This is a genomic window from Lacunimicrobium album (genome assembly GCF_052161635.1).
Classification (GTDB): Bacteria; Planctomycetota; Planctomycetia; order Planctomycetales; family Planctomycetaceae; genus SXPC01.
Window position 1 is genome coordinate 1,908,506 of record NZ_CP197413.1, and the last position, 25,126, is coordinate 1,933,631.

General features: G+C 54.9%; 21 protein-coding genes. 11 read left to right on the forward strand and 10 right to left on the reverse strand.

The window, feature by feature from the left end:
• Window positions 1-122 precede the first annotated feature (122 nt).
• Entirely contained in the window at window positions 123-665 is a 543-nt protein-coding gene (locus tag SH248x_RS07600) for a DUF1440 domain-containing protein (RefSeq protein ID WP_459557928.1), read from the forward strand.
• A gap of 176 nt (window positions 666-841) precedes the next feature.
• On the opposite strand, the gene miaB is transcribed toward SH248x_RS07600, so the two are convergent.
• On the reverse strand, window positions 842-2,290 hold the full coding sequence (gene miaB / locus SH248x_RS07605) for a MiaB/RimO family radical SAM methylthiotransferase (protein WP_459557929.1): 1,449 nt from the start codon (window positions 2,288-2,290) through the stop codon (window positions 842-844).
• A 244-nt stretch (window positions 2,291-2,534) separates the two neighbouring features.
• On the opposite strand from miaB, the gene SH248x_RS07610 reads away from it, so the two are divergent.
• Window positions 2,535-2,987, forward strand: a complete 453-nt coding sequence (locus SH248x_RS07610) for a hypothetical protein (protein ID WP_459557930.1) — start codon at window positions 2,535-2,537, stop codon at window positions 2,985-2,987.
• A gap of 63 nt (window positions 2,988-3,050) precedes the next feature.
• Window positions 3,051-8,099, forward strand: coding sequence for a DUF4132 domain-containing protein (locus tag SH248x_RS07615; protein ID WP_459557931.1), 5,049 nt, complete (start codon window positions 3,051-3,053; stop codon window positions 8,097-8,099).
• Between the two features lie 300 nt (window positions 8,100-8,399).
• On the opposite strand, the gene SH248x_RS07620 is transcribed toward SH248x_RS07615, so the two are convergent.
• From SH248x_RS07620 to SH248x_RS07645, 6 genes are all read right to left on the reverse strand, one after another.
• The gene (locus SH248x_RS07620; protein ID WP_459557932.1) at window positions 8,400-8,639 is read right to left on the reverse strand and encodes a hypothetical protein; all 240 of its coding nucleotides are present in this window, start codon (window positions 8,637-8,639) and stop codon (window positions 8,400-8,402) included.
• A 648-nt stretch (window positions 8,640-9,287) separates the two neighbouring features.
• On the reverse strand, window positions 9,288-9,884 hold the full coding sequence (gene leuD, locus SH248x_RS07625; protein ID WP_459557933.1) for a 3-isopropylmalate dehydratase small subunit: 597 nt from the start codon (window positions 9,882-9,884) through the stop codon (window positions 9,288-9,290).
• Between the two features lie 233 nt (window positions 9,885-10,117).
• Window positions 10,118-11,521, reverse strand: coding sequence for a 3-isopropylmalate dehydratase large subunit (gene leuC / locus SH248x_RS07630; protein WP_459557934.1), 1,404 nt, complete (start codon window positions 11,519-11,521; stop codon window positions 10,118-10,120).
• 326 nt (window positions 11,522-11,847) lie between these two features.
• Window positions 11,848-12,918: a DUF1559 family PulG-like putative transporter gene (locus tag SH248x_RS07635; RefSeq protein WP_459557935.1), complete on the reverse strand. Its 1,071-nt coding sequence runs from the start codon at window positions 12,916-12,918 to the stop codon at window positions 11,848-11,850.
• Between the two features lie 186 nt (window positions 12,919-13,104).
• Entirely contained in the window at window positions 13,105-14,157 is a 1,053-nt protein-coding gene (locus SH248x_RS07640) for a DUF1559 family PulG-like putative transporter (protein ID WP_459557936.1), read from the reverse strand.
• A 77-nt stretch (window positions 14,158-14,234) separates the two neighbouring features.
• Window positions 14,235-14,570 (reverse strand): hypothetical protein, encoded by a 336-nt coding sequence (locus tag SH248x_RS07645; protein ID WP_459557937.1) that lies wholly within the window; start codon window positions 14,568-14,570, stop codon window positions 14,235-14,237.
• A 339-nt stretch (window positions 14,571-14,909) separates the two neighbouring features.
• Here SH248x_RS07645 and ffh point away from each other — a divergent pair, with 339 nt between their 5' ends.
• The 7 genes from ffh to SH248x_RS07680 all read left to right on the forward strand — a co-directional run bounded on the left by ffh (window position 14,910) and on the right by SH248x_RS07680 (window position 20,719).
• The gene (gene ffh / locus SH248x_RS07650; protein WP_459557938.1) at window positions 14,910-16,382 is read left to right on the forward strand and encodes a signal recognition particle protein; all 1,473 of its coding nucleotides are present in this window, start codon (window positions 14,910-14,912) and stop codon (window positions 16,380-16,382) included.
• A 106-nt stretch (window positions 16,383-16,488) separates the two neighbouring features.
• Window positions 16,489-16,872 carry a small ribosomal subunit protein bS16 gene (gene rpsP / locus SH248x_RS07655; protein WP_459557939.1) on the forward strand — a complete coding sequence of 128 codons (384 nt, stop codon included), beginning with the start codon at window positions 16,489-16,491 and terminating at the stop codon, window positions 16,870-16,872.
• 44 nt (window positions 16,873-16,916) lie between these two features.
• Entirely contained in the window at window positions 16,917-17,597 is a 681-nt protein-coding gene (gene trmD / locus SH248x_RS07660; protein WP_459557940.1) for a tRNA (guanine(37)-N(1))-methyltransferase, read from the forward strand.
• Between the two features lie 85 nt (window positions 17,598-17,682).
• Window positions 17,683-18,087 carry a 50S ribosomal protein L19 gene (gene rplS / locus SH248x_RS07665; RefSeq protein ID WP_459557941.1) on the forward strand — a complete coding sequence of 135 codons (405 nt, stop codon included), beginning with the start codon at window positions 17,683-17,685 and terminating at the stop codon, window positions 18,085-18,087.
• Window positions 18,088-18,148: 61 nt separating this feature from the next.
• Window positions 18,149-18,577, forward strand: coding sequence for a YraN family protein (locus SH248x_RS07670; RefSeq protein WP_459557942.1), 429 nt, complete (start codon window positions 18,149-18,151; stop codon window positions 18,575-18,577).
• A gap of 239 nt (window positions 18,578-18,816) precedes the next feature.
• On the forward strand, window positions 18,817-19,269 hold the full coding sequence (hisI, locus tag SH248x_RS07675; protein ID WP_459557943.1) for a phosphoribosyl-AMP cyclohydrolase: 453 nt from the start codon (window positions 18,817-18,819) through the stop codon (window positions 19,267-19,269).
• 352 nt (window positions 19,270-19,621) lie between these two features.
• Window positions 19,622-20,719, forward strand: coding sequence for a type III polyketide synthase (locus tag SH248x_RS07680; protein WP_459557944.1), 1,098 nt, complete (start codon window positions 19,622-19,624; stop codon window positions 20,717-20,719).
• A gap of 183 nt (window positions 20,720-20,902) precedes the next feature.
• Here SH248x_RS07680 and SH248x_RS07685 read toward each other — a convergent pair whose 3' ends face one another.
• A complete protein-coding gene (locus SH248x_RS07685) occupies window positions 20,903-21,793 on the reverse strand; it encodes a ThuA domain-containing protein (protein WP_459557945.1) in 891 nt (296 codons plus the stop codon).
• A 267-nt stretch (window positions 21,794-22,060) separates the two neighbouring features.
• Here SH248x_RS07685 and SH248x_RS07690 point away from each other — a divergent pair, with 267 nt between their 5' ends.
• Entirely contained in the window at window positions 22,061-22,996 is a 936-nt protein-coding gene (locus tag SH248x_RS07690) for a DUF4886 domain-containing protein (RefSeq protein WP_459557946.1), read from the forward strand.
• Between the two features lie 34 nt (window positions 22,997-23,030).
• On the opposite strand, the gene arfB is transcribed toward SH248x_RS07690, so the two are convergent.
• Window positions 23,031-23,459, reverse strand: a complete 429-nt coding sequence (arfB, locus tag SH248x_RS07695) for an aminoacyl-tRNA hydrolase (protein WP_459557947.1) — start codon at window positions 23,457-23,459, stop codon at window positions 23,031-23,033.
• 218 nt (window positions 23,460-23,677) lie between these two features.
• Complete coding sequence (locus SH248x_RS07700; RefSeq protein ID WP_459557948.1) at window positions 23,678-25,048, reverse strand: DUF1598 domain-containing protein; 1,371 nt, start codon at window positions 25,046-25,048, stop codon at window positions 23,678-23,680.
• Between the last annotated feature and the right edge of the window lie 78 nt (window positions 25,049-25,126).

Genomic DNA, 25,126 nt, shown 5'->3' on the forward strand with positions numbered 1-25,126 from the left:
AATGGTACCTACATCCGGAAATTGAATTCATTTTGACAGCTGTCGGTGCATTCGCTGGGATCAATTGTTGTTATCCAGAACAATGGCTAATCGAAGAGCACTGGCACAGCCAGTGGCACCCAATGCTTGGACCGAGGAACGCGAGTTGCTGTGGTGGTTGGAGGTTATTTGGAGAGTCTGATTTTTTAGGGAGTGGTGTTGTGGAACGATTGCGTGGGGTGATGATGGGGGCGTTGGCGGGGGGTGTGGCGACGGGGCCGATGACGGGGGTGATGGTGTTGATTCATCGGTGGTTGCCGGAGGAGCGGGGGGAGCGGTTGGCTCCGGAGAAGGTGGTAGAGGATGTGGCTGAGTCGGTGGGGGCGGAGGAGGTGGTGGCTGATGTGGGGAAGGAGCGGGCGGTGTGGGTTTCGCATTACGGGTTTGGGGCGGCGATGGGGGCGGTTTATGGGGCGGTGATGACGCAGCCGCGGCCTGTGGCTGAGCGGGTGGCGAGCGGGGTGGTGTTTGGGTTAGGTGTGTGGGCGGCCAATTATGCGGTGGCTTTTCCGGCAGCGGATTTTAAAGCGTCGGCGGTGAGGGAGCCTGGGTCGCGGAATGCGCAGATGATTGTGAGTCACGTGGTGTGGGGGGCGGTGTTGGGGTGGTTGTGTCGGGGGCGGTGAAGCAGTGAGGGGGGGATGTTTGCGTTGTGAAATTCGCAGAGGACCTCATCCGCCCTTTGGGCACCTTCTCCTTCGAGGAGAAGGGAGGGGGAGGGGGAGAATTGGGCTTTGGCGTACTCTTGGTGGCTGGGTTGGTTGGGAGCACAGGGGACAGGGGGTTTACACCCCCCGCTCGCCTAAGAGAGGATGGGGAAGAGGGGTTCGCTTGTGTGTTGCAGGTGTTGGGTGACCATTATGCCCATGAGGGTGGTGGGGGTGACGTCGTAGATGGAGATTTTGGCCATGGAGCCGATGAGTCTGGGGTTGCCGTCGAAGACGGTGATGCGGTCGCAGCGGGAGCGGCCCATGAGTTGGATGGTGCCGGATTCGTTTGGCTCGTCGGTGCGTTTCGCGTTGGATTTGCTTTGGCCTTCGACGAGGATGTCGACGGTCTGGCCGATCATTTTGGCGTTGTCTTCTTCGCTGATTTCGTTTTGGAGGGCGAGCATTTCGTTGTTGCGTCGGCGTTTGGTTTCTTCGGGGATGTCGTCGGGCATGAGGCTCATGGCCTTGGTGCCGGGGCGTTCGGAGTATTTGAAGATGAAGCTGTTTTTGAAGCGGTGTTCGCGGATGGAGTCCATGCTGAGCTGGAAGGACTCTTCGGTTTCGCCGCAGAAGCCGACGATGAAGTCGCTGGAGACGGAGCAGCCTGGGAGGACTTCGTGGATGCGGGCCATCATGTCTCGGTAGTCTTCGACGGTGTAGCCGCGCTTCATGCGTTTGAGGACTTCGTTGCAGCCGGACTGGAGGGGGACGTGGAGGTAGTGGCTGCACTTGGGGAGATCGCGCAGGGCCTGGAGGAGGTCGAGGGTCATGTCTTTGGGGTAGCTGGTGACGAACTTGATGCGTTCGATGCCGGGGGTGTCGTGGATCATGTGGAGGAGGTCGGAGAGGCGGTGTTGTTTGCCGTTTTCATCGACTTTGTAGCTGTTGACGGTCTGTCCCAGGAGGGTGATTTCTTTGACGCCCTGATGGGAGAGGGCGACGACTTCCTGAGCGATGATGCTGGGTGAGCGGCTTTGCTCGGGGCCGCGGGTCATGGGGACGACGCAGTAGGTGCAGAACTTATCGCAGCCGATCATGATGCGGACGTAGGCCTGGTAGGGCGATGGGCGCATTTCGGGGTCGCGGAGGGGGTCGTAGCTTTGGAAGCTGGTGGAGACTTCGAGTCGGTTCCCGTCTTTGCGGCCGAGGGAGACGGCGATGGCGTGACGTCGGGTTTGACGGGCTTCGTCGACCATTCTTGGGACTTCGGCGAGCTGACCGGTGCCGACGATGATGTCGACGTGAGGGGCGCGCTGGAAGATTTTTTTCTGATCTTTCTGGGCCATGCAGCCGAGGACGCCGATGACCTGGTTGGGGCGGTTTTTGCGGATCTGTCGCATGCGGCCGAGCTGGGAGTAGATCTTCTCTTCGGCGTGTTCACGGACGCTGCAGGTGTTGAAGAGGACGGTGTCGGCTTCTTTGGGGTCTTTGGTGAGTTCGTAGCCTTGCTGACGCAGGGAGGCGACGACGAGTTCGCTGTCCAGGACGTTCATCTGGCAGCCGACGGTTTCGATGAAGACTTTTTTGTTGTGATCAGACATGGGGAGAAGAGATTCACCACAGAGGACACGGGGGTGCACGGAGGCACACAGGGAAGACACGCTCGAGCGGTGGAGGGTGCGCGATAAGGCGGGATTATAATGGGAGTTGTGGGGAATGTCGATGGCGGGAACTCGGCGAGGAATTGGTGAGGGTATGGGGAAAGTGATTGCACTGTTGAAAGGGTTTTTGTAGTGTTGTTATGTGAACGTATGGGAATAGAGTTTGCGAAGTGGAAGGGGAGTGATGGTCGGGACGATTGAGATACAGGGGAAGGTTCTGGGGAAGAAGAAGCCGCTGTTTGAGGGGTGGTCGATTGCGTTGCCGCCGGTGGATGATGGGGGTGGGGGAGAGAGTGGCGATGGGGATTATTCGCTGCGGAGGCTGATTGCTGCGATTGTGTGTGAGGAGGTCGCGGCGTTTCGGAAGCGGCAGGAGAAGCGACGGTTGGAGATGGTGTTGTCGAAGGAGCAGATTGAGGTGGGGATTGCGAAGGGGAAGGTGGATTCGGGGGGGCGGGATCTGCAGCAGGAGGTGGACGTGGAGGAGGCGATCGGGGTGGCGTGGCAGGCGTTTGAGGATGGGATTTACCTGGTGGTGATTGATGGGACGTCGTATCGATCGCTTGATGAGGCGGTGTTTGTGAGGGAGGGGAGTCGAGTGACGTTTGTGAAGCTGGTGATGCTGGCGGGGGCGTGAGCGGGATTCAGGTTCGTTCCACAAGACAATTTCCACTGATGAGAATTTGAGCGAGGGTTATTCATGTTGAGTCATGAGCAGGCTGTTAAAGAGCTAGAGACTTTGCGCGATAAAGATTGGGTCAAGAAGCGGTTGACCAAGGTGGAGAAGCTGCCGGCTCGGTTGAGGGAGTCGGCGAGGACGTTGTTGGGCAAGGAGGAGAAGAAGAGTTATCCAGGTCTGTATGACGACCGGTACAGTTCGCTGTTCCGTGAATTGCTGGATTGCAGTGAGAAAGATGTTGAGAAGGTCGTGAGGACTTTGTTCCCGGAGATGGGGGATGAGGTGATGGCGGCGTACTGGTTGAGGGACTCGGGGGCTTATCAGACGAGTTATGTGCGGCGTCCATTTCGAACGAGTCATCCTGGCTTGAGGAAGTTCGCTCGAAATGAATGGTTGACGCGGTTTGTTTCTGTGTTTGGGCAGTATCCACACGATCCGAAGTTTATTGCGACGTGGGGCGGGTATCTCAATGGGGGATCGACTTCGGGGACGTTTCTGGCGGCGATCATCAATGCGGGAGGAGAGCGGGGGAGCGAGGTTCGTCAGATTCTGATGGAGTCTGCTTCTGGTGAGCATGAAAAAGGGATGATGGGGCGGCATGTTGTCGAGGGAATGTTGCAGTGCAATGATCCTTCGTGCTGGGAGTTCATTGAGAAGATGCTGCTGGCGGCTCAGCGGTCGGAGGGGTTGAGGCAGACGATTCTGGAGCGGGTGGACGAGGGGCATCCGGAGGCGTTTGTGCGGATGTTGCGGCTGATTCTGGATGAGAATCTGGTGCGGTTTCCTGCGGTTGTGCGAGCTGCGGATGTGTGGTTTGGGATGATGTGGGATTCGGCGTCTGCAGGGGTGATCAAGAAGGATCTGGAGCGGGTGCTTTCTTACTTTGAGGATGAGAAAGCGAGAAAGAAGGGGCTCAAGGGGACGGCTCAGGATTTGTATTTTGCGCTGTGGGTGGCAGCGTTTCGGGATGAGCAGGGGGCGATGAAAGAAGCGGAGACGTTCTTTAAGGACAAGGATGTGGAGCGGCGTTATGCGGCGCTCCTGCTGGTGAGTCAATTGCAGCATGGAGGGGCGTATCAGTTGATGACCCGGCTGGTGGATGATCCGGATCTGCGGGTGGCGGATCTGGCGATCTGCTCGCTACTGAGTGTGAGTGGCGGGAGCAGCTATCATCCGTTTCATCATCGGGAAGATGAACCTGGGCTGATTGCAGAACTGAATGCGTTTGACAAGAAGGGATTGTTTGAGCGAGTCGAGGGGATGCTGGCGAAGTATCCGAAGAATTCGAAGCAACAGGCGATTGTGTTTCCTTGGCGTGTTCACACGTTGAAGGTGCAGGAGCCGGCGCTTCTGATGGCGAATGTGATTGAGGATCGGCCGTTGACGCGGCTTCTCCCGTATATCGATCTGTTTGAGAGTTATTCGCGGGGGAGGGTGATTGGGAAGCTTGCGAGCCAGAAGAAATGGGATACACAGACGCGGGATGCGATGTTTCGGCTGGTAGGGAATAGCAGTTCCTATGCGCGGGATGCGGCTTTGAAAGGGCTTGAGAAATGCACGATGACTGCGGATGAGGCTGAGAAGCTTGAGGAGATGTTGTCGCGCAAGTCTGCTGATTTGCGGCGGGGGGTGATGGGGATACTGCTCAAGCAATCCGACAAGGTATTGATGTCGTCGATGTCTCGACTGATTGGCGCGAAGAGTCAGGAGATGCGTCAGTCAGGACTGGAGTTGATGAGACAGTCGGTTGAGCAGAATCGGCTGGTTGAGTCGTGTCGGGAAGAGACGAGGAAGTTCGTCGAGCAGTACAGTCCGCTGGGTGATGATGACCAGCAGCAGGTGGATGTGATCCTGGCTTTGAAGCGGGAGGTGCCGACGCTGGCCGATGGGCTCGGGTTGTTTGATCCTGGCAAGCGGACGCCGATTGTTCCGCCGGAGTTTAATAATGTGGAGTATATTACCGAGGCCGCGGTCAATTTGCTTGAGTCGTTGATGAAGGTGATGGACGAGCAGGCGAAGACGATTGTCGAGGTCACGGGATATAACGGCGTCACACAGGAGGTGTTCAGCAATCTGAAGGACTGGCAGATCACCTGGGTGGATCGAGGTGATGGGGGTGATTTGCCGACGGGGGGAGTTTCTGCCGAAGCCAAGCGACTGCGGATTCATTTGGAGTCCGTGTGGCGGGGTTGGTATGAGACTCTTCCGGCGAAGTGTCGTGATCAAGATGGGCTGCAGTTAATGAGGGCACTGGCGTGTTGTCAGTACCGCGCGCCGATGCTTTCAAAGATTGAGAAAGAACGCGCGAAGGGGAATCGGAAGAAAGTGTTAGGGTTGATTGACCGTTTGCAGAAAATCAGTGAGTTCGATCGTCTGGAGACCATTCTGGAATGGCTGGGCCAGTCTTATGTTCAGGAAGGTGCGGTGGACTATTCGCTGGATGTGATGGAAAACACGCTGGCAGTTTTGCGGAAAATCATTGATGAGGCGTTGAAGACATCGGCATGGTCCAAGAAGCACAAGAAATCGCCACAGAATGGGACGCCGATATTGACGTGGGAGGAAGCGGAGCCGGTTCGCGCGTTCGCGCTTGGTTATGGGGAGTTTAAAGAAACATTGTCTGATGAGCAGGCATGTCGTCTCTTTCGACTCTTTCGCTGGCAGGAACGACCGGGGTACTTGTGCAGATCCAAGGCTGTCGCTGCCAAGCTCATTCTCCTGGCATTTCGTCTTCATGAGATCAACGAACATGACCTGTTTTACTATCTGTTGACAACGCCTCCTGCACTTCCGGAAGAATGCCTGAATCCCAACGAGCGGAGTTGGTATCGCCATCACGCGGAGTATGCTTTGCTGCGAGCGATTTTCAATGGGCAGGTTGAGCAGGAGCTCAAAGCAGACCCGCGTCTTCCGGGGCTCATTGAGCGGGCGAAGGGGCGTGTGGTCGACGTGGAATTGACGCGGGGGCAGGCGCCGACGGCTGCTACTCCGGTCGCGACGATCATCAAAAAAGTTGGGCATATGGAGTTGTTTCTCCGAGTAGCCTCCCTGCTGTCGGCGGAGAAACTGCAACGTGGGTACGCGTGGGGGGCTGACAGTGAGAGTAAAGGGTATGTCTTCAGTCACTTCATCAAACAGACGTCACCTTTGCCTGAGGAGACGCCTGAGGTTTTTGCGAAGCGGATTGCGGGGCTCGACAGTAAGGCGGGGTTGAAGGTGGAGAAGCTGATTGATATTGCGTTTTTTGCTCCGCAGTGGGCAGGACATATCGAGGAAGCGATCGGGTGGCCCGGGTTTGAAGAGGCTGTGTGGTGGATGCGGGCCCATACGAAAGATGACTCATGGGGATACGACAACGCCCTGAAAGAGACTTGGGATAATGAGATCAAGAAGCGAACCCCTCTGTCGATGGAGGATCTGGCCGACGGGGGTGTCGATGTGGCGTGGTTCAATGAGGTTCATGCGAAGTTGAGTGGAGAGCGATGGTCGCAGTTGTTTGATTCGGCCAAGTATGCCAGTTCGGGAGTGGGGCATAAGCGGGCGGAGTTGTTTGCGCAGGCGATGCTGGGGCAGCAGCAAGCGGAGGATCTTTCGGAACGGGTAACCAAGAAGCGTTATCAGGATGCGGTTCGTGCGTTGGGGTTGGTGCCGCTGGCGAAGAAGGGGAAGGTTCGGGAGGCGGAGATTTTGTCTCGTTACCAGACGATTCAGGAATTTCTTCGGACTTCGAAGCAGTTTGGGTCTCAGCGTCAGGCCAGTGAGAAGAAGGCGGGGCGGATCGGGCTGGAGAATCTTGCTCGGACGGCGGGGTATCCCGATCCGATTCGACTGGAGTGGGCGATGGAGCTGGAGGAGTTCAAGGATTTGAAGGATGGGACGATGACGGTGACCGCTGGGGAGGTGAGTGTGACGTTGACTGTTGATGATCAGGGGGAGTCGGAGATCACGGTGATGAAAGCAGGGAAGCTGCTAAAGTCAATCCCGCCAGCCTTGAAGAAGAACGAGCAGATTCTGGCTGTCACGGAACGGAAGACGACTTTGAAGCGTCAAGCGGCGCGGATTCGCAAGTCACTGGAAGAGATGATGTGTCGCGGGGAGCAGTTCACCGGAGAGGAGTTGATGCAGTTGTTCGGGCATCCAATCCTGCGGCCACTGCTGTCGCGGGTGGTGTTGATTGGTGAAGGGATCATGGGGTATCCGGTGGAAGGGGGGCGGGCGCTGTCGGGGGCTGATGGTAAACTGGAACCCGTCAAGAAGACGGAGAAGTTCCGGATTGCGCATGCGGTTGATCTTCTGGAGGGAGGTGCCTGGACTGAGTGGCAGCGGGACTGTTTCAAGCGGGAGAATGTGCAGCCGTTCAAGCAGCTGTTTCGAGAGTTGTATGTCGTCAGTGCTGCGGAGAATAAGAAGGAGAGTTTTTCCAAGCGTTATGCGGGGCATCAGGTGAATCCGCGTCAGGCGCTCAGCTTGCTGGGGACGCGTGGGTGGGTGACGTCTGGAAGCGAGGGGGGAGCGTTCAAGGTGCATCACCAGGAGCGGATCATCACCTGGCTGGAGTTCCAGGAAGGATTTTTTACGCCGGCTGAGATCGATGGGTTGACGCTGGAGAATGTCCGGTTTGCCAAGCGGGACGGGAATCAGCCGTTGCAGTTGGGAGAGGTGCCGCCTAAGGTGTTCAGCGAAGTGATGCGAGATCTGGACCTGGTGGTCAGCGTGGCGCATCGTGGGGGTGTGGATCCTGAGGCGTCGCAGTCGACGATCGAGATGCGTTCGAGTCTGCTGGCGGAGACGTGTGAACTGATGGGGCTGAAGAATGTGGAGATTCGTCAGAATCATGCGTTTATCAGCGGGAAGTTTGGGGATTACAACGTTCACCTGGGAAGTGCCAATGCGTTTAAGATGCCTGGGAAGATGCTGTATATCGTGGCGGTGCATGCTCAGCACTGGGGGAGGTTGTTCCTGCCATTTGCGGACAGCGATCCGAAGACGGCGGAGGTTCTCAGCAAAGTGATCCTGCTGGCGGAGGATAAGAAGATTCAGGATCCGTCGATTCTGGAGCAGGTGCGGTAGGGGGGATGGAACTCCTAGCCCCTGAAAAGCCCGATCAGTGACTGAAATTGAATCCGGGAAAGACTGGAACGCAGAGCACGCGGAGGGGTGCAGAGGTCGCAGAGATTCACCACGAAGGCTCGAAGGACACGAAGGAGAAGTCTTTGAACCACGGATGAACACAGATCGACACAGATAAGATGCGAGAGACGAAGTGGATCGAGATGAATCGTTTTTTGATCTGCTCCGATCGTCGTGATTCTTGCGTGCCGAAGCGGCTAGTCCGGGTTGGGGCACCCCGGACTACCCGGAGAGGAGGGGTCAGGCGGCTTTTTTGGCGGGGGTGGGGGCGGGTGGGGCTTCGGCGGGCATGGCGACGGCGGCCATGGCTTCGAGGGCTCGTTGTTCGATTTCTGCCTGCTGTTTCTGGTACTGTTCCTGCTGCCATTTGACGAGGTAGCGGTGTTGTTCGATGGTGCGTTCTTGTTGCATGAGGGTGCCGAGGGTGCGCAGGGCAGCGAAGAGGCCGAGGGCATAGACGATGTAGAGCATTTCGGACACGGGGAGCCTCGGAGTATCAACCAGGAGAAATTGATACGTTTCTTCAATTCGCAGAGATCCCTCATCCGTCGGCGAAGCGCCGCCACCTTCTCCCCGGGGGAGAAGGATCGATACTTGCGGGAACTCTTCTGCAGGGGGAGGATATGTTGGGGGGGCGGGATTGGTGAAGAGCAAAAGAAAAGGGGCGACGGGTGTCGAGGTTTTTTTGCAAGAATGGACGTTTTTCTGTCTACAGGTTGTCTGTCGCGAATGTAGAGACTTGTGACTTACAGCTCAGTCAACGCGATGAGCAGGACCAGGGCAGCAATTCGTTCAATCTTCTGTTCCGTCGTCCAACTCCAGAAACCCTGATGTGCCGAAGGGTTCTAGCATGTCGCCGAATTTGTCCATTGTCAGCAAGACGCCACCTGTTTGGAAACAGGCGAAGGCTTCTGCCTGGGGGCTGTGCGGTTCGAAGACCGCTGCTACGGTTCCTGCATGACCATCCAACAAGATTCGATCACCGACCGTCACTAACCGCTCGGACCGGAAATACGTTGGGCCGATGACACTCTCATGGCAGTTCATATTGACCTCGGAGTTAGGCCGAAGCGAACGCGGGCGGGTGGCGTGAATTGGGTGGCGATCCCAGGATTGGGATAACTCGGGCTAACCTGCAAAGCTTTTCACGTATGGCAGCCGATCTGCCGTGTCTTCGATGGCGGGCACGTTTGACAGCAGTTGGGCCAGGAAGTCCCATTGTCCGGTTGTGAGTGACTCTCGGGCGCTGGCGGGCATTTCGATCGTGGCTTTCACATCGCCAATGCTGACTGTCATGGCTTTCAAATCGACGACGACTTCTGCCGTCGGGTCGGCCTTTACGGCTGCGTTCAGCTTTTCGAGATCGGCGCGCTTTGCTGTGACGGCGGGGACGCCCAGGGATGTGCAGTTGCCGAAGAAGATTTCTGCGAACGACTCGGCGACAATGGCGCCGATGCCCCATCGCATCAGCGACTGTGGAGCATGCTCGCGTGACGAGCCGCAGCCGAAGTTCCGTCCTGCGATGAGGACTTTTCCGTTCTTGTACTCAGGCTGATTGAATGGATGCGACGGATCCTGCTGGCGATCGTCTTCGAAGGCGTATTCGCCAATGCCGTCGAACGTGACGCAGCGGAGAAACCGGGCCGGGATGATGCGGTCGGTATCGATATCATCTAACAGCAAGGGGACACCGGAACCAACGACTTGAATGACTTCAGCGGACATGATGTTTTTCTCTCACCAGACTTAAGACTAGAACGCAGAGGGAACAGAGTTGAGCGGAGGTCGCAGAGTTTTTCGGCAACCTCTATCACGTCAATCCTGCTGACCAATGTCTCCAGCCAACGAATGCCAAAATTGTTTTAATTTATGATAAGGTCACAAAGCCTCTTCTCCGTGGACTCTGCTCTCCTCAGCGAGCTCTGCGTTCCAACCTCTCTTCTCTTCCGAAGAGGAGACTAGGTCAGCATGTTGCGGACGTCTGTGGCGTGGCCTTTGATTGCTGCGGCGGCGACCATGGCGGGGCTCATCAGCAGGGTTCGGCCAGTTGGGCTGCCTTGGCGACCTTTGAAGTTGCGGTTTGAAGAGGAGGCGCAGATTTCGCGTCCCTGGAGTTTGTCAGGGTTCATCGCTAAGCACATCGAGCAACCGGCTTCGCGCCATTCGAAGCCAGCGGCCTTGAAGATCTCATCGAGACCTTCCTGCTCGGCTTGTTGGCGAACCAGTTGAGACCCTGGCACAACAAGCGCTTTCACGCCTGGAGCCACGCGGTGCCCATTGACGATTGATGCGGCTTCACGCAGGTCGCTGATGCGGCCGTTGGTGCAGCTGCCGATGAAGGCGACGTCGATCTTGAGTCCTTCGAGAGGTTGCTGCTCTTTCAGGTCCATGTAGGCGAGAGCTTCTGCGACGACGGTGCGTTCGTCGGATGGGTAGCTATCGAGTGTGGGGATGACTTCGTCGATTCCGATTGCCTGTCCTGGCGTGATTCCCCAGGTGACGGTCGGGGCAATTGTTGTTGCATCGAACTTGACGACGTCGTCATAGTGGGCGTCGAGGTCACTCGCCTGACTCAACCACCAGCTGGCTGCCGTTGCGAAGTCTTTGCCCTTGGGGACAAACGGACGGCCTTCGAGGTATTGCACTGTTGTCTGGTCAGGATTGATATAGCCGCAACGTGCACCGCCCTCGATGCTCATGTTGCAGACGGTCATGCGTTCTTCCATGGTCATGCGGGCGAACGTATCGCCTGCGTATTCATAGGCATAACCAACGCCGCCTTGAACGCCGAGCTTGCGGATGATGTGGAGAGTCACGTCTTTGGCGAAGACGCCGCGACCTAATGCCCCATTGACTTCGACCTTGCGGACCTTTGGTCGGCTCATCGCGAGGGTCTGGGTCGCGAGGACATAGGCGACCTGGCTGGTCCCGATGCCGAAGGAGATCGTTCCGAAGGCGCCGTGTGTCGAGGTGTGTGAATCGCCGCAGGCAATGGTCATCCCCGGCTGGGTCAGTCCCTGCTCGGGACCGACGATGTGGACGACGCCTTGACGCTTATCATTCAGATCCATCAGCGTGATGCCGAAGTCTTTGCAGTTTTTTTCGATGGCGGACATCATCTCTTCCGCCAGCAGGTCTTTGAACGGGCGAGCCTGACTGAGGGTCGGGACGATATGGTCGACGGTCGCGAATGTTCGCTCGGGATGCAGGACTTTCAGATTGCGTTCCCGCAGCATCGCGAACGCTTGTGGGCTGGTCACTTCGTGGATCAGGTGAAGTCCGATGAACAGCTGCGTTTGTCCTGATGACAATTGGCCGACGGTGTGATTGTCCCAGACTTTGTTGAAAAGATTCTTGTTCATACATCCTCAAAAAGGCGAGCGGGGAGTGTGAACTCCCTGTCTTCAAGCCGCTAACGAAACAATCAAAATTCGAAACCGAGGCGGACCCGCATGTAACATGTCGGATGTGCCCTCATCAATCTTCAAGTATATCGATCCGACACTTCGTTCGCATCGGAGTTCGACCAAAAATTTCGTTCCTCCACCTCCGAGCCGTCCCAATGCGAAACTCCGCGCAGCAAAAAGCCTCAATCACCTGTGAGATACAAATGATTGAGGCTGCTGAGCTTAGAGTCTGACTGTATTAGAGTCTGACAGTATTCAGGATGAGCACGAGACCGAGTCGATTAGAACTCGCCGATGACTTGACCGTCGTTGACAGCGCCGAGGCGTTGCCAAGTCGTGTTGTCGAGGTTCTCCGAGCCGAAACGAACGCCGCCATCACCCAGCAGGAAGTTGACTCCGCCTTTGTGACGACTGCTGGCTGGGAAGCTACCTGCCGTGTCGTTTGTGCCGCAGTTGACGCAGCGGACGCAGTTACCGAACTTGGTGTTGGGATTCATCATGGTTGTGAAAATCGACATGCCGGGGACGCCGTGGGCCCAGTTGGCGCCCTGGTTACCCTTTGGAGAAGAACCACCAGTTACGGTTGAATTGGCTTGGCAGGCTGTCACGTAGGCATCCTGTGTTGCCTTTGGCCAGAATGTGTTTGGTGCGCCAGACGGAAATGGAGTGTTACGAATCGTGTCACCTTCAGTGTAGACATTGTTCTCGCCATCACCCTTGATCATCTCAGCAGCTGCGATGGTGTTCGACAGACCATCAATGACATCAGCCATACGAACCGAGCGGCGCCAATTGAACATACCGATTTGATCAGCAAAGTTCGGGAGCGGTGACGTTTCGATGTTCGTCGTGGTGTCGACGCCAGCAGGGAAGAAGAAGACCGAAGGACCTCCGGAGACCATATAGTTGTTTCCCGGCCCGTTGTTGTAGTTACCGCCATTGGCGATCATGTTGACATCGGAGGGACACAGGTAACCCGGAATGATGGCTCGCTTGGCGGTATCGTTCGTCGCATCTGGATAAGCAGGAAGACTGAAATTGATGGTATCATAAAGTGCAGCTTGCTCGACGAATGGCAGAAGCATTGTCTGAGCAGACCAGCCATAGTAAGAATAGTTCGTCGCGCCCGTCGTGGCAGCACGGGAGTTGAAGTTGGCGCGAGGAAAAATGTTGTGTGTATCGTGATAGTTGTGAATCGCGATCCCGAGTTGTTTCAAATTGTTTTTGCAGGTGGATCGGCGAGCTGCTTCACGAGCCTGTTGCACGGCTGGCAGCAGGATCGCAACCAGTGTCGCGATAATGGCAATGACGACGAGCAATTCAATCAATGTAAAACCATGACGACGGGACATGGAAACGACCTTCAGCAGAAAGAAATGAACTTGGGATAGGGAACGTCGGAACGCTTACAGGAAAAAACTGATTGTCGATCTTGCTGAATACAAAACCGTTGAAGCAAATCAACAGCAGGATCGGTCAGGCTCGACTTCCATAGAAATCGAGCCCACCGATACTCGCTGTGTTGAAAATGTGCGAGATTAGAACTCGCCAATGACTTGACCATCGTTAACAGCACCGAGGCGTTGCCAGGTGGTGTTGTCGAGGTTGTCTGAACCGAATCGAACGCCACCATCACCCAGGAGGAAGTTGACCCCGCCTTTGTGACGGCTACCTGCACTGAAGAGTCCTGCTCCATCGTTGGTTTGGCACGAAGCACAGCTCATACAGACGCCGAACTTGGTGTTTGGATTGGCCATCGTGTTGAAGACGGTGAAGCCAGCAACTCCGTGTGCCCAGTTTGAACCTGAATTCCCACGTGGGGGGTTGGTTGTCGCTGCTGAGTTGGTCTGACATTGGGTCAAATAGGTTTGTTGTTGTGCGACTGTCCAGAATGAGTTTGGCAGGCCAGTGATTGGAACACCTTTAATGCCATCGCCCTGGCTGTAGCCGGGGCCGGTACTTTCGCCGTCACCTTTGAGGATTTCGGCAGCAGCGATGGTGTTTGACAGACCATCGATGACGTCAGCCATCTTGACGGACTTACGCCAGTTGAACATCCCGTTCTGATGAGCGGCGTTCGAAATTGCAGTTTCTGGATAAACGCCGGAAGGAAGGAAGAAGACCGACGGACCTGCAGAAACAGCGTAATTGTTACCTGGGCCGTTGTTGTATCCGCCGCCGTTGGGAATTGCGTTCACATCGGACGGGCAGAGATAGCCCGGAATGATCGCGCGTTTGACGACATCATTATTTCCGAAGTTAGACGTCTCGTTGAAGTTAATCGAATCATAGAGAGCAGCCTGCTCGACGAATGGCAGAAGCATCGCCTGCGCTGACCATCCATAATAGGAGTAGTTCCGGCCACCCGTGCCGTTCACGGCTTCGTAGTTGGCGCGAGGGAAAATGTTGTGAGTATCGTGATAGTTGTGAATCGCGATACCGAGTTGTTTCAGATTGTTTTTACAGGTTGAGCGTCGGGCAGCTTCTCGAGCCTGCTGAACAGCGGGCAACAAAATGGCAACCAGTGTGGCGATGATCGCAATCACGACCAGCAACTCAATCAGGGTAAAGCCTTGCTTACGGAGAGACATACAGACCTTTCGTGGAGCAGATGTGGGAAAACAGAAAAAGAAAAAATATTGAGTTAGAGTCTCGTCTGTGGTGTCAACTATTTAGGAGACTCATCCGGCGGTAACGCCGTGAGTGCTTCGGAAGCAAGCTTTTTGCGTTCAGCTGTGCTGCCAGTCTTGGCCAGCTTTTCAAGTGTTGGATTCAACTTGTCATATAACTCGGCGTCAACTTCTTTGAGACGCTTGTGGTCATCAAAAATCGCATCCATTCCACTACCAGCTTCGCCGCTTTGTGAGGCAGCGGTTAGTCCGCTTCTCATAGAGCCCAGAATTTCTGTGCGTCCTGTGGGAGGCTCAACAGGTTTACGGGCCGTTTGCCCGCATCCAGCTTGGAAGATCAGAGTCAGAAGAATAACGCCGAAGAGTCGCTTCACGAATGAACCTTTAGTGCAGAAAGAGACGATGTGCATTGAAAAGACGTGTTGCGCAATGCACTATTTTTCGGAAACACCCCATTGTAGCCAACACATGAGTATACGTGAAGGATCATTAAATGAGAATGTTTTCTGCTAATCAAACCCACTTCGACGTCAAAAGATTCAGCTTCTTCCCTCAAAATTCGTAAAATTCTGCTTAAAGAATTCGGACGGAGAATAAATCGCTGGTTTCTTGCCAATTGCGAGGCAGCGTGTTATTCTGTTCTGTTTTTCCCAAACACCATTGGGACATTGACTTTCCACAACTTTTCCACACCCTGAACCAGAGCCTTCGTCGTGTTTGAATCGATCACAAGAGGTTTGACTAATGCCCTCAGCAAGCTCCAGACGGGCAAGCTGACCGAGGGGAATATTCGCGATTCTTTGCGCGAAGTCCGTCAAGCCTTGCTCGAAGCCGACGTTCAGTTCCAGGTGACCAATGACTTCATCAAGAAGATCACTGCGGAAGCTGTTGGGGAGAAAGTCCTTAAGTCGCTTAAGCCTTCTGAGCAGATTGTTGGTATCGTGTTCCGTGAGCTGGTCATGCTCATGGGGCCGGTCGACCACTCGCTGCAGCTCAAAAAGGGTCTGTCTGTTATTATGATGTGCGGTTTGCAGGGAAGTGGTAAGACAACCACGACCGGCAAGCTGGCTAAAATGCTGAAAGAGGAAGGTCGCAAACCCCTCCTCGTCGCAGCCGACCTCCAGCGTCCTGCCGCTGTTGAGCAGCTGAAGATCATTGGCTCGCAGATTGGCGTTCCCGTTTATACGGAGCCGACGGATGGTCGGAGCCCGGTCAAGGTTTGCCAGAACGGTTTTGAGTTTGCCAAGAAGAACGATATCGATGTCGTGATTCTCGACACAGCTGGTCGTCTCCACATTGACGACGAGCTGATGCAGGAAGTGATTCAGATTGATCGTAAACTCAACCCCGATCAGGTGTTGCTGGTTTGCGACTCGATGACTGGACAGGATGCTGTCAACTCCGCCAAGGCCTTCAACGAAGCCCTCGAACTCGATGGCGTGATCCTCACCAAGCTCGACGGGGATACCCGCGGCGGGGCGGCTCTCTCGGTGAAAGCGGTCACTGGCGTTCCAATCAAATACATCGGTGTTGGGGAAACCCTCGACAAGCTTGAAAAATTCCATCCCGAGCGGATGGCCAGCCGGATTCTCGGCGGCGGCGACCTGGCGACCCTGGCAGAACGTGTCCAGGAGCAGTTCGACGAAGAGGAAATGCGTCTGCAGCAAGAGAAGCTCGCCAAGGGGAAATTCACCCTGGAAGACTTCCAGAAGCAGATGAAGCAGATCAAACGGCTTGGCTCGATGGGTGACATCCTCAAGATGATCCCAGGGCTGGGCGGGATCGCAGATCAGCTCGGCGGGATGAATCCAGAGAAAGATCTTGGGCGGATCGACGCGATGATCTCGTCGATGACGCTGGAAGAACGCCGAAATCCTGATATGATCGACCGTTCGCGTCGAACCCGGATCGCCCGCGGAAGTGGTGCTGAGCCGGCCGAGATCAACAAACTGCTGACCGACTTTAAAACAATGTCGGGTGTGATGCAGAAGATGGCCGGCCTCGGAGTTCGAGATCGGATGCGAGCCATTCAAGATATCGCTGGCGGTGCGATGGACCCTAACGTCCAGATCGCCGACAAGAAAATGCGATCCAAGCGTGGCCCGCTCGATCTGAAGAAAATCGAAGAGATGAAGAAACAGAAACGCAAGGACGCCAAGAAGCAACGCAAGAAAAATCGCAAGTAGTTATCATGGCGGTTTTTATCGTGCTTCTCTGGTGGTGACCTGGCAGTTTCTGTTTTTCCTTTTTCAACCAATCACTTAATTGTTTTCAGTCTCAGGAGTGACTTACGTGGCAGTTCGGATCCGAATGAAGCAGATGGGACGTCACCGACGTCATTTTTTCAGAATTTGCATCGCAGATTCTCGCAGCCCACGTGACGGCAAGAACATCGAAGAGATTGGTACTTACGATCCATTCGTTAAGGAAAAGTCTCAGCGCGTCAACCTGAACATGGAACGCCTCGATTACTGGCTGTCTGTTGGTGCACAACCATCTGACCGCGTCGCGACCCTGATCGATAAGGTCAAGGAAAACCGCTGGACGACAGCCAAGCCAGCCCCAGCGATGCTCGATCCGAAGCAGCCACCTGCTAAGGAAGAGGCCCCTGCTGAAGGTGAAGCAACAGCTGAAGGCGAAGCAACTGCAGAAGCTGAAGCTCCTGCTGAGGGTTAATCTGTCTGATCGCCCTCCCGAGTGTGGTTCCCCAGGTCTGAATTATGCGTTTTGATATCATGACGCTGTTCCCGGAGATTTTTACCGGGTACATGGGGCAAAGTCTTCTCAAGAAGGCGATCGATCAGAACCTCGTGAACATCCATTTGTGGAACTTCCGCAACTGGACGAAAGACAGACACAATACCATCGACGATCGTCCTTATGGCGGTGGTCCTGGTATGTTGATGATGTGCGAGCCGGTTTACGACTGTGTCGAAGCTGTCCGTGCAGAAACTTCGCCAGAAGGTCTTCTGGTGATGATGACCCCTCAAGGCCGGCCTCTGACTCAGACTCTTGTCGAGGAATTGGCGACTCAGCCCCGCATCCTGATCATGTGCGGTCGCTATGAAGGGTTTGATGATCGAATCAACCAGGGGCTTAAGCCTCTGGAAGTCTCAGCTGGTGATTTCATCTGCAATGGCGGGGAAGTTCCAGCTATGCTCCTCGTCGATACGGTCATCCGGTTGATTCCGGGTGTCCTGGGAGATGAAACGAGCAGCAAGTATGACTCGTTCTCCCATCAGGGACTTCTCGAGTACCCTCAGTACACACGACCTCGGAATTTCCGGGGTATGGAAGTTCCAGAGATTCTCCTGTCTGGCGATCATGAAAAGATTGCTGCCTGGAGGCACGAACAAAGCCTCCAGAGGACCCGCGAAAAACGCGGCGACCTTTTGAAATAAACTTCCACGGCATGAGTGGTGACAAGGTCGTCTCCCTCATCCGGACAACATCGAATTCCAAATTTCCAATTACGAGATTCCCGCCATGGCAACGACGAGCAAATCGAAAACTGAACTCCTGAAGATCGCCTCTGAAGGCAGCCTGCGATCCAACAAGCTGAGCTTTGAAATCGGCGATACTGTCGATGTCCGTACGCTGATTCTCGAAGGAGACAAAGAGCGTACCCAGTTGTTCTCAGGCGTTGTCATCTCCATGCGTGGCAGCGGAATGTGCGAATCATTCACTGTCCGTCGTATCGTGGCTGGTGAAGGGGTCGAACGGACCTTTCCAGTCAACTCGCCAAAGGTGGCTGACGTTGTTGTTAAGCGTTCTTCCAAGGTTCGCCGCGCCAAGCTGTTCTATCTTCGCGACCGCGTTGGTAAGGCAACTCGCCTGACCGAACGCCGGGTCAACAAGAAAGAAGAAACCGCTGCTCAAGACAGCGAGTGATTTTTTCAAAGTCGATTAGGCGGTTCTCCGTCTTATCACTGATCGAGGAGGCGATATCCCCATGCAACACTGGTGGTCTCGCCTCTTGTCGTTTTTTAAGAGCGGGGAGTCGAGTAACGTCGGCCAGCAAGGTGAAGACGTTGCGACGGGGTTTCTTAAAGCCGCTGGATACAAGATCCTGGCCCGGAATCATCGTTCGACCATTGGCGAGCTTGATATCATTGCCCGCTCGCCGGACGGGTTTATTGTCTTTGTGGAAGTGAAGACGAGAAACGACAGCGATCCTGAAGGGGGCTTTGGTGCGATTCACGCTGCTAAGCGCAAGAAGCTGACACGGACCGCGCTGGGTTATCTCAAGAGCGAACGTCTGCTCAATCAGCGGTGTCGATTCGACGTCATTGTGATCACGATTGATGCCACTCGACAGCCCACGATCTATCACATCGTCAACGCCTTTGAAGCCACTGGTGTGAATTCGATGTTTTCGTAAGACGTTTGACACAGAGATCACAGAGGACTCCCCGCTTTTAACTGGAACCAAACCACGGATGAACACGGAGAAACACGGATAAAGAGAAGATTAGAACCGCAGATGAACGCAGATAAGTGAGAGATGGATCCTTTTCCTATCCCTCCTCTCCGATCTGTGACAATCTGTGTTTTTCCTTGGTTTACAACTCCCTCTGTGATCTTTGTGGTTAACTTCATCTTTCAATTAAGAAGTCTCCCATGTCTGCATTTGCTGAACGTACTGATAAGAAGGTTGTTGAAGAGAGCCTGTTGCTCGCGCCGAAATTTGATGCGGACGGGTTGATTCCTGCGGTGGCGACGTGTGCGAAGACGGGCGATGTTCTTATGCTCGCGTACATGAATGCGGAAGCTTTGCAGAAGACGATCGAGATCGGGGAAGCTGTCTATTACAGTCGTTCCCGTCAGGAACTGTGGCATAAGGGTAAGACATCAGGACACGTGCAGAAGGTCGTCGAGCTGCGTATTGATTGCGATCAGGATGCGATCTGGATGAAGGTGGATCAGCTGGGTGAGGGGGCGTGTCATACCGGGTTTTCGACTTGCTTCTATCGCTCGATTCCGACAGGCCAACTGGTCGGTGAGCAGCCATACATGATGGAGCAAAAGCTGATTGATAAAACATTTGATCCGAAGAAGGTCTATGGTAAGTAGGCTTTGCCCCGGTATTTCCAGGAAAATGCGGTTGGCCACGAAATCGGATGTGAGATTTCACGGATGTTAAGTGAGCAAAGACGGAGTGTCTATAACGCCTCGGAATGCGATGGGCTGATATATTGCCATTGTTGCAATTAACCATCTTGAATGCCCTGTTCTTTGAGGCCTATACTGGTCAAAGCGGCTTCCAGCTTTCTCCATTTTTCATTATTCTTCTGACCTCTCTTGTGAGTCATACGCTTTCTTTACGTCGCGTTTGTCAGAATTTTGATTCCGCGATGGCGTTCCTTCGCGATGCACTGCCTACTCTCTTACTCGTGCCCTTGCCCATTGAAAGTCAGTCCGCGTCATGAAGATCCTCAGCCTTGGTACCGCTACGCCTCCCTTTGCGATTACGCTTGATGACCGACACGAAGTTGCTGAGAAGTTCGTGGCAGGTGATGAAAAAGACCGCTGGTTCACTCCGTACATTTTTGAGAAGTCGACTGTCGAGAAACGCTATAGCGTCTTTCTGAACTCTGCTGAAGGGTCACTTCTCGAGCGCCAGAACTTCTTTACGGCGGTTGCTGAACTTGAGGATCAGACTGGTCCTTCGACAGAGACCCGCATGAAGGCTTATCAGCAACATGCGACGGACCTTGCCATTCAGTCCTGCCAGAAAGCGTTTGCCAATGCTGGTATCGATGCTCAGCAGGTCACCCATCTGGTGACTGCCTCTTGCACCGGGTTCTCTGCGCCGGGTGTTGATATCGATCTGATCTGCAAGCTGCCACTTCGGCCGACGACCTCACGAACTCACTTGGGATTTATGGGATGCCACGCTGGTATGAATGCGATGCGAGTCGCCAATGCGTATGCTGCTGCTGATCCGAATGCGTGTGTTCTGGTCTGTTCGACGGAGCTTTGCACGCTGCACTTCCAGTCGGTCGCTGAGAACGATCAAAAGGTTGCGAATGCACTTTTTGCAGATGGTTCAGGAGCGGCGATCTTCGTGGGAGATAACTTTGTCTCCGAGAAGTCGACGAACTGGAGCCTGAAGGCCAGTGGCTCGTGCATTCTGCCGAATACGCTGCCTGAGATGGGCTGGCACATCAGTGACCACGGCTTCGTGATGACTCTGTCTGAACGGATTCCTGCACTGATCCTCGAGCATCTTCGTCCGTGGCTGGAAAGCTGGTTGGATCAGCAGGGGATGAAGCTTTCTGATATTGCTTCCTGGGCGATTCACCCGGGCGGGCCTCAGATCCTGCACTCTGCGATGCGTGCCCTGCAGCTTAAGAAAGACCAGCTTTCCTGTTCTTACGATGTGCTTAAGAACTATGGGAATATGAGTTCTGCGACGATCTTCTTCGTCATGCAGGAGACGATGAAGAAGGATGCGAAGCTGCCATGCGTTGCGATGGGCTTTGGTCCTGGTCTGACGATTGAAGTCGCGTTGTTTGTGTAGTTGGTGGGGACTCAGAAGGATCCCAATTTAAGCCCGCGCGGTCACAATAGTCGTGCTATGCCCACAGCTTTGGGTGAGCATGATGCTTCGGTTGATGTTGGAGCGTTCAGAACATGCTTGCTCAAAGCCGCAAGCATGGCACGTTGAGAAAAAGACTCGCTAAGTCAAGTGATGACTGGCGATTCAGTTGGGCCGCTTTGGGACGACGTTGACCGAGGCGGGTTTGAAGAGGGTGAGGTCGGTGAGGGTGGATTTCACGCCGGCTTCTGGGACTTCGCGCTTGGCTGACCAGACGATGCCGTTGAGGATGAAGGTTCGAAGGTTGTCGTCGGACCAGTTTTTGTAGAAGTGGGGCATGACGATGGCGTACCCTCGGCCGCCGTTGGGGCGCTCGATGCACCAGGCGACCGGTTCTGCTTTGGGGGCTTCCGGGGGAAGCATGGACGTGGCGAGGATCGTGACGTTGTCGGCTGGCTGATTGTTATTGGGGCCGAAGTAATTGTTGATGTAGGGCTCGTCGTGAAGCGTGAAGGGCTGCCAGCCTTGAAGAATGGCGTGCTGGGTTGATGTTGGCTTGATCGCGGCTTCCTTGAAAACTCGCGCGATGCCCTGATGGTGGGCGCAGGTTTTATTGGCGAAGTAGCCACCCATCCAGTGGAGGAGGGGGTGATCGCCATCGGGGCCGACGTCGGTGCCGAGGATGCCGGTGGCGTAATGGATGCAGACGATGCCGCAGCCTCGGTCCATCATGAGTTTCAAATCGTCTAGTTTTTGTTGTGTTTCGCCCATGCGATGAGGTGGGAATGTGTCGCCGGAGAAGACGATGGTGTCTGCGGTTTGACGCAGTGCTTCGCTGGGCCATTCGGTGGTGACAGTGGTTTTGATGTCTTTCAGGTTGTCAGCGTGTTCGAGGCAATGAGCCATCAGTTTGGCGCTGGCGGTGACTTCGTGCGTGCCGGGAGGATGGTTTGTGGGGCCGACGACGATGAGGACGTGAGTCGGGTCTGCAGCGAGTGCGAATGATGAGATGTTGAGCAGGCAGAGCAGGCAGAGGAGGGTGAGGAGTCTGAGCATGGAAGGCCTTTCCGTGAGCGCGGGTGATTCGTCACAATTGCTATTATGGTTTCTTTGACCACAAGATGACGAGGATTTTTCCACTCGTCTTGAGTTGTCGGGCGGGGTTGAATGATCTCTATGAGTGGCATCCTCAAGGCGGGTTGCAAATGATGTTCAATTCCTAATGTACCGTCAACGCGATTGGAAATCTGCTTTGAAGTTGTGTGATCATCGGGGTTATAGTGACGTCATCTTCCATGCTGCCTACTGTTGTTGGAGACTTTGATGAAACTCTTGCGAGCGCTCGCTGTTTTCTGTGTGACGACTTTTGTCATGATCGCGTCTTCCCATGCTGAGGAGACGGTTCTTCCCAGGACGGTGAAGGTGCTGACGATTGGGAATAGTTTTTCGGAGAATGCGTGCAAATATCTGAAAGAGATCGGGAAGGATCAGGGAGTTGAGATCATCATCGGGACGGCGAACATCGGGGGCTGTCCACTCGAGAAGCATGCGAGGCTGGCGCGGGAGTCGGACGCGGACCCGAGTTTGAAGCCTTATACGACCAAGCATGATGGCAAGACGACGAAGATCAACCTGCAGGATGCTCTCAAGGCTGAGGAATGGGACTTCGTCACGGTTCAGCAATTCAGTCTGCATAGTTATCGACCTGAGACTTTTCATCCGCATATGGATGAACTGGTTGTTCGTATTCGTGCATTGGCTCCGCGTGCAAAGTTGCTGGTGCATGAGACGTGGGCTTATCGACCGGATTCCCTATCGTACAAGCAGGAGGCGCTAGACCAGCAGACGATGTATGACGGGTTGAGACGCTGTTACGACGATGTTGCTCGTGAGTTCAACGGGACGATCATTCCTGTCGGGACAGCCTTTCAAAGAGTTCGCGCAACGCCTGGGCAACAGGTGGTCGTGCCGGATCCGAAGTTTGATTACAAGACTGCGGTTGCGCCGAACCTGCCGAATCAAGATCACTCGTTGATTGTGGGATGGAGATGGGTGGGAAAGGATGGCAAGAAGACTTTGAGCCTGGATGCCAAGCATGCGAATGCGTCGGGGTGTTATCTGGGTGGGTTGGTGTGGTTTGAAGTCTTGACGGGTGGAGATGCGACGAAGGTCAAGTTTGTGCCGAAGGGAGTTGAGGCGGGGGATGCGGAGTTGTATCGAAAGGTTGCGCATGAAGTCGTTTTGGAGAAGCGGAAGTAATGCGAAGCTCAGTGGCTTGCCTCAACCGACGTCATTAGTCGATGTCTGGACGTCGATTCTTCTTGGTTTCGGAGCGTTGCTTCTTGGCCTGGAGTCGGCGTAGTTGTGAACCGTGGGTTGGTTTGGTTGGCTTGCGTTTTTTGGGAGGAGTGATTGCTTTGGTGATCATCTCTTTGAGTTTGGCTAGACAGTTTTCCTTGTTGGTCGGCTGGTCTCGGGACTCCACGGAGGTGATGAGGATCTGGCCTTCGGCGTTGAGGCGGTTGCGGTTCGCGGCGAGGAATCGTGTGCGGACGGCTTCGGGAAGTGCGGTTGATTCGGCGAACTGCCAGCGCAACAGAACCTTGCTGGCGACTTTGTTGACGTTCTGGCCGCCGGGGCCTGAGCCTCGGACGGCGGTGAAGGTCAGTTCGGACCAGGGGATCGCGATGGAGGCAGTGATGGGGAAATGGGAGTCGGTCATGGGGTTATGGTAGCATAGATGGTGTGTTTGATTGGAGGTGAAGTTGGTAAATACTCGATACTTGATTGCTGATGTTGGTTACGTGAAATGAATACTTGTTAGTGCCTATACCCCACCCTCATCCGCCCTTCGGGCACCTTCTCCCCTCAAGGGAGAAGGGACAAGGTTGACGGCGACGGTGTCGGTGATGTTGGACGCGTGTTTGACCGGATGTCTTTTTACTTCGCGTCCCACCACCAGGTGTCTGTTGTGGATGACGTTTTTGGTTGTTTGAGTTCTCCGACTTGGATGTTGGCGATGATTCGTTGCGGGTTGACGATCACGCCGCCGGCGATGAGGCCGAGGACCATACCGCCGTTGTTGGGCTGTATGTTGACGAGCGTCTCGACGGTCTTGGGGATGGTGTAGGAGGGGCATTTTGAACGTAATTGTTCGATGTTGAAGCCGGGCCAGTTGGTTTGAGTATCGAGGTGGTATTTATCGATGAGGGCGGCGAGGGTCAGCATGTCGACGATGTTTTGGAGTTCTGCGAAGACCGGCATGGCGGCGGCGAGTTCGGGGACTTTCTCTGTGAACTGCTTGGCGTAATCCAGGGTCGACTTGCGGGTCGTCACGGCATCGGTGCGGGACCCGTCCTCGGAGACCGTTTCTTCCTGGCCGACGAGTTGGAGACGTTGACCTGCGAGAGCGAAATGGGAGTTCTCGCGGTTCCCGCGAATTGCGTCGTAGTAAGGTAAAAAGAACCAGCGCTGAAAGCTGCCGTTCTGAGGTTTCAGCATCGCGAGATGACTTCGAAAGCCTTTGATGCGTGGGTTTTCCAGGGCGAGAGAGACTTTCTTCATTCGGTAATCGGCTTCGACGAGCGTGACGGCCAGATGCGAGTTTGTGCGGACACCTTCGAGTCGGACATTCTGTTCGCCCAGAACCTTCGCCATCATCTGGTATCGCTGCTTGATGACATCGACGCTCGCCGGCTGGCTGTTCTTCGCGAGATAGTCCTGCAGTCTCAGTAGCCGCTCTTGCACGGGGTCGATGGAACAGAGGATCTGGCGACGCTGGGCGACACTCGCGAAGCTTTCGACGAGATCATCCAGACGCAGGCAGGGGCGGCCAGTTTCGAGATTGATGATGCGGTTTTCTTTGTCCGGGCCGAATGCCCCGGCTGGGCCTGCGATGACGAGTTCGCCTTTTTCGGCGTCGATGAAGATCTCGTCAATGCGGGTCAGACCTGCGAGGTAAAACTGGTCGGGGGTGATGTCGCGAGCTTCGCGGATGGCGGTGTCGACTTCTTTGGATAAGCGGACGAGGGAAACGTAACGAAGATCGGTCTGGCGTTTGATGTCGTCGTTGAGTGCGGATTCGAAGGCGGTGCGACGGGATTGCATCGCGGCAGGGGGCAGGGTTTGAGAGATGGAGGAGACGACGCCCTGGGGATTGATGAGGATGCCGCCGGCGCCGGTGTTGTTATTGCCACCGGTGTTGATGCCGCCTCCGCCGGTGTTGCCACCACCGGTGTTGCCGTTGTTTTGGGCGTGGGTGATCGATGCAGACATCAGGAAACAAAGCAGCGCGATGATGATAAGACGCATCGACATTCTCCTTGCGGTCACATCCGAGAAATTGGATGATTCATGAATGATCTCACACTAGATGCCGAAGTTCAATCA

Excerpts from the sequence above, each read along its gene's own strand:
- SH248x_RS07685 (WP_459557945.1), bottom strand. The coding sequence starts at position 21,793 with ATGCTCAGACTCCTCACCCTCCTCTGCCTGCTCTGCCTGCTCAACATC.
- SH248x_RS07640 (WP_459557936.1), bottom strand. The coding sequence starts at position 14,157 with ATGTCTCTCCGTAAGCAAGGCTTTACCCTGATTGAGTTGCTGGTCGTG.
- SH248x_RS07635 (WP_459557935.1), bottom strand. The coding sequence starts at position 12,918 with ATGTCCCGTCGTCATGGTTTTACATTGATTGAATTGCTCGTCGTCATT.
- SH248x_RS07700 (WP_459557948.1), bottom strand. The coding sequence starts at position 25,048 with ATGCGTCTTATCATCATCGCGCTGCTTTGTTTCCTGATGTCTGCATCG.
- leuC (WP_459557934.1), bottom strand. The coding sequence starts at position 11,521 with ATGAACAAGAATCTTTTCAACAAAGTCTGGGACAATCACACCGTCGGC.
- miaB (WP_459557929.1), bottom strand. The coding sequence starts at position 2,290 with ATGTCTGATCACAACAAAAAAGTCTTCATCGAAACCGTCGGCTGCCAG.
- rplS (WP_459557941.1), top strand. The coding sequence starts at position 17,683 with ATGGCAACGACGAGCAAATCGAAAACTGAACTCCTGAAGATCGCCTCT.
- SH248x_RS07690 (WP_459557946.1), top strand. The coding sequence starts at position 22,061 with ATGAAACTCTTGCGAGCGCTCGCTGTTTTCTGTGTGACGACTTTTGTC.
- SH248x_RS07610 (WP_459557930.1), top strand. The coding sequence starts at position 2,535 with ATGGTCGGGACGATTGAGATACAGGGGAAGGTTCTGGGGAAGAAGAAG.
- SH248x_RS07670 (WP_459557942.1), top strand. The coding sequence starts at position 18,149 with ATGCAACACTGGTGGTCTCGCCTCTTGTCGTTTTTTAAGAGCGGGGAG.
- SH248x_RS07680 (WP_459557944.1), top strand. The coding sequence starts at position 19,622 with ATGAAGATCCTCAGCCTTGGTACCGCTACGCCTCCCTTTGCGATTACG.
- SH248x_RS07600 (WP_459557928.1), top strand. The coding sequence starts at position 123 with ATGCTTGGACCGAGGAACGCGAGTTGCTGTGGTGGTTGGAGGTTATTT.
- leuD (WP_459557933.1), bottom strand. The coding sequence starts at position 9,884 with ATGTCCGCTGAAGTCATTCAAGTCGTTGGTTCCGGTGTCCCCTTGCTG.
- arfB (WP_459557947.1), bottom strand. The coding sequence starts at position 23,459 with ATGACCGACTCCCATTTCCCCATCACTGCCTCCATCGCGATCCCCTGG.
- SH248x_RS07615 (WP_459557931.1), top strand. The coding sequence starts at position 3,051 with ATGTTGAGTCATGAGCAGGCTGTTAAAGAGCTAGAGACTTTGCGCGAT.
- hisI (WP_459557943.1), top strand. The coding sequence starts at position 18,817 with ATGTCTGCATTTGCTGAACGTACTGATAAGAAGGTTGTTGAAGAGAGC.
- trmD (WP_459557940.1), top strand. The coding sequence starts at position 16,917 with ATGCGTTTTGATATCATGACGCTGTTCCCGGAGATTTTTACCGGGTAC.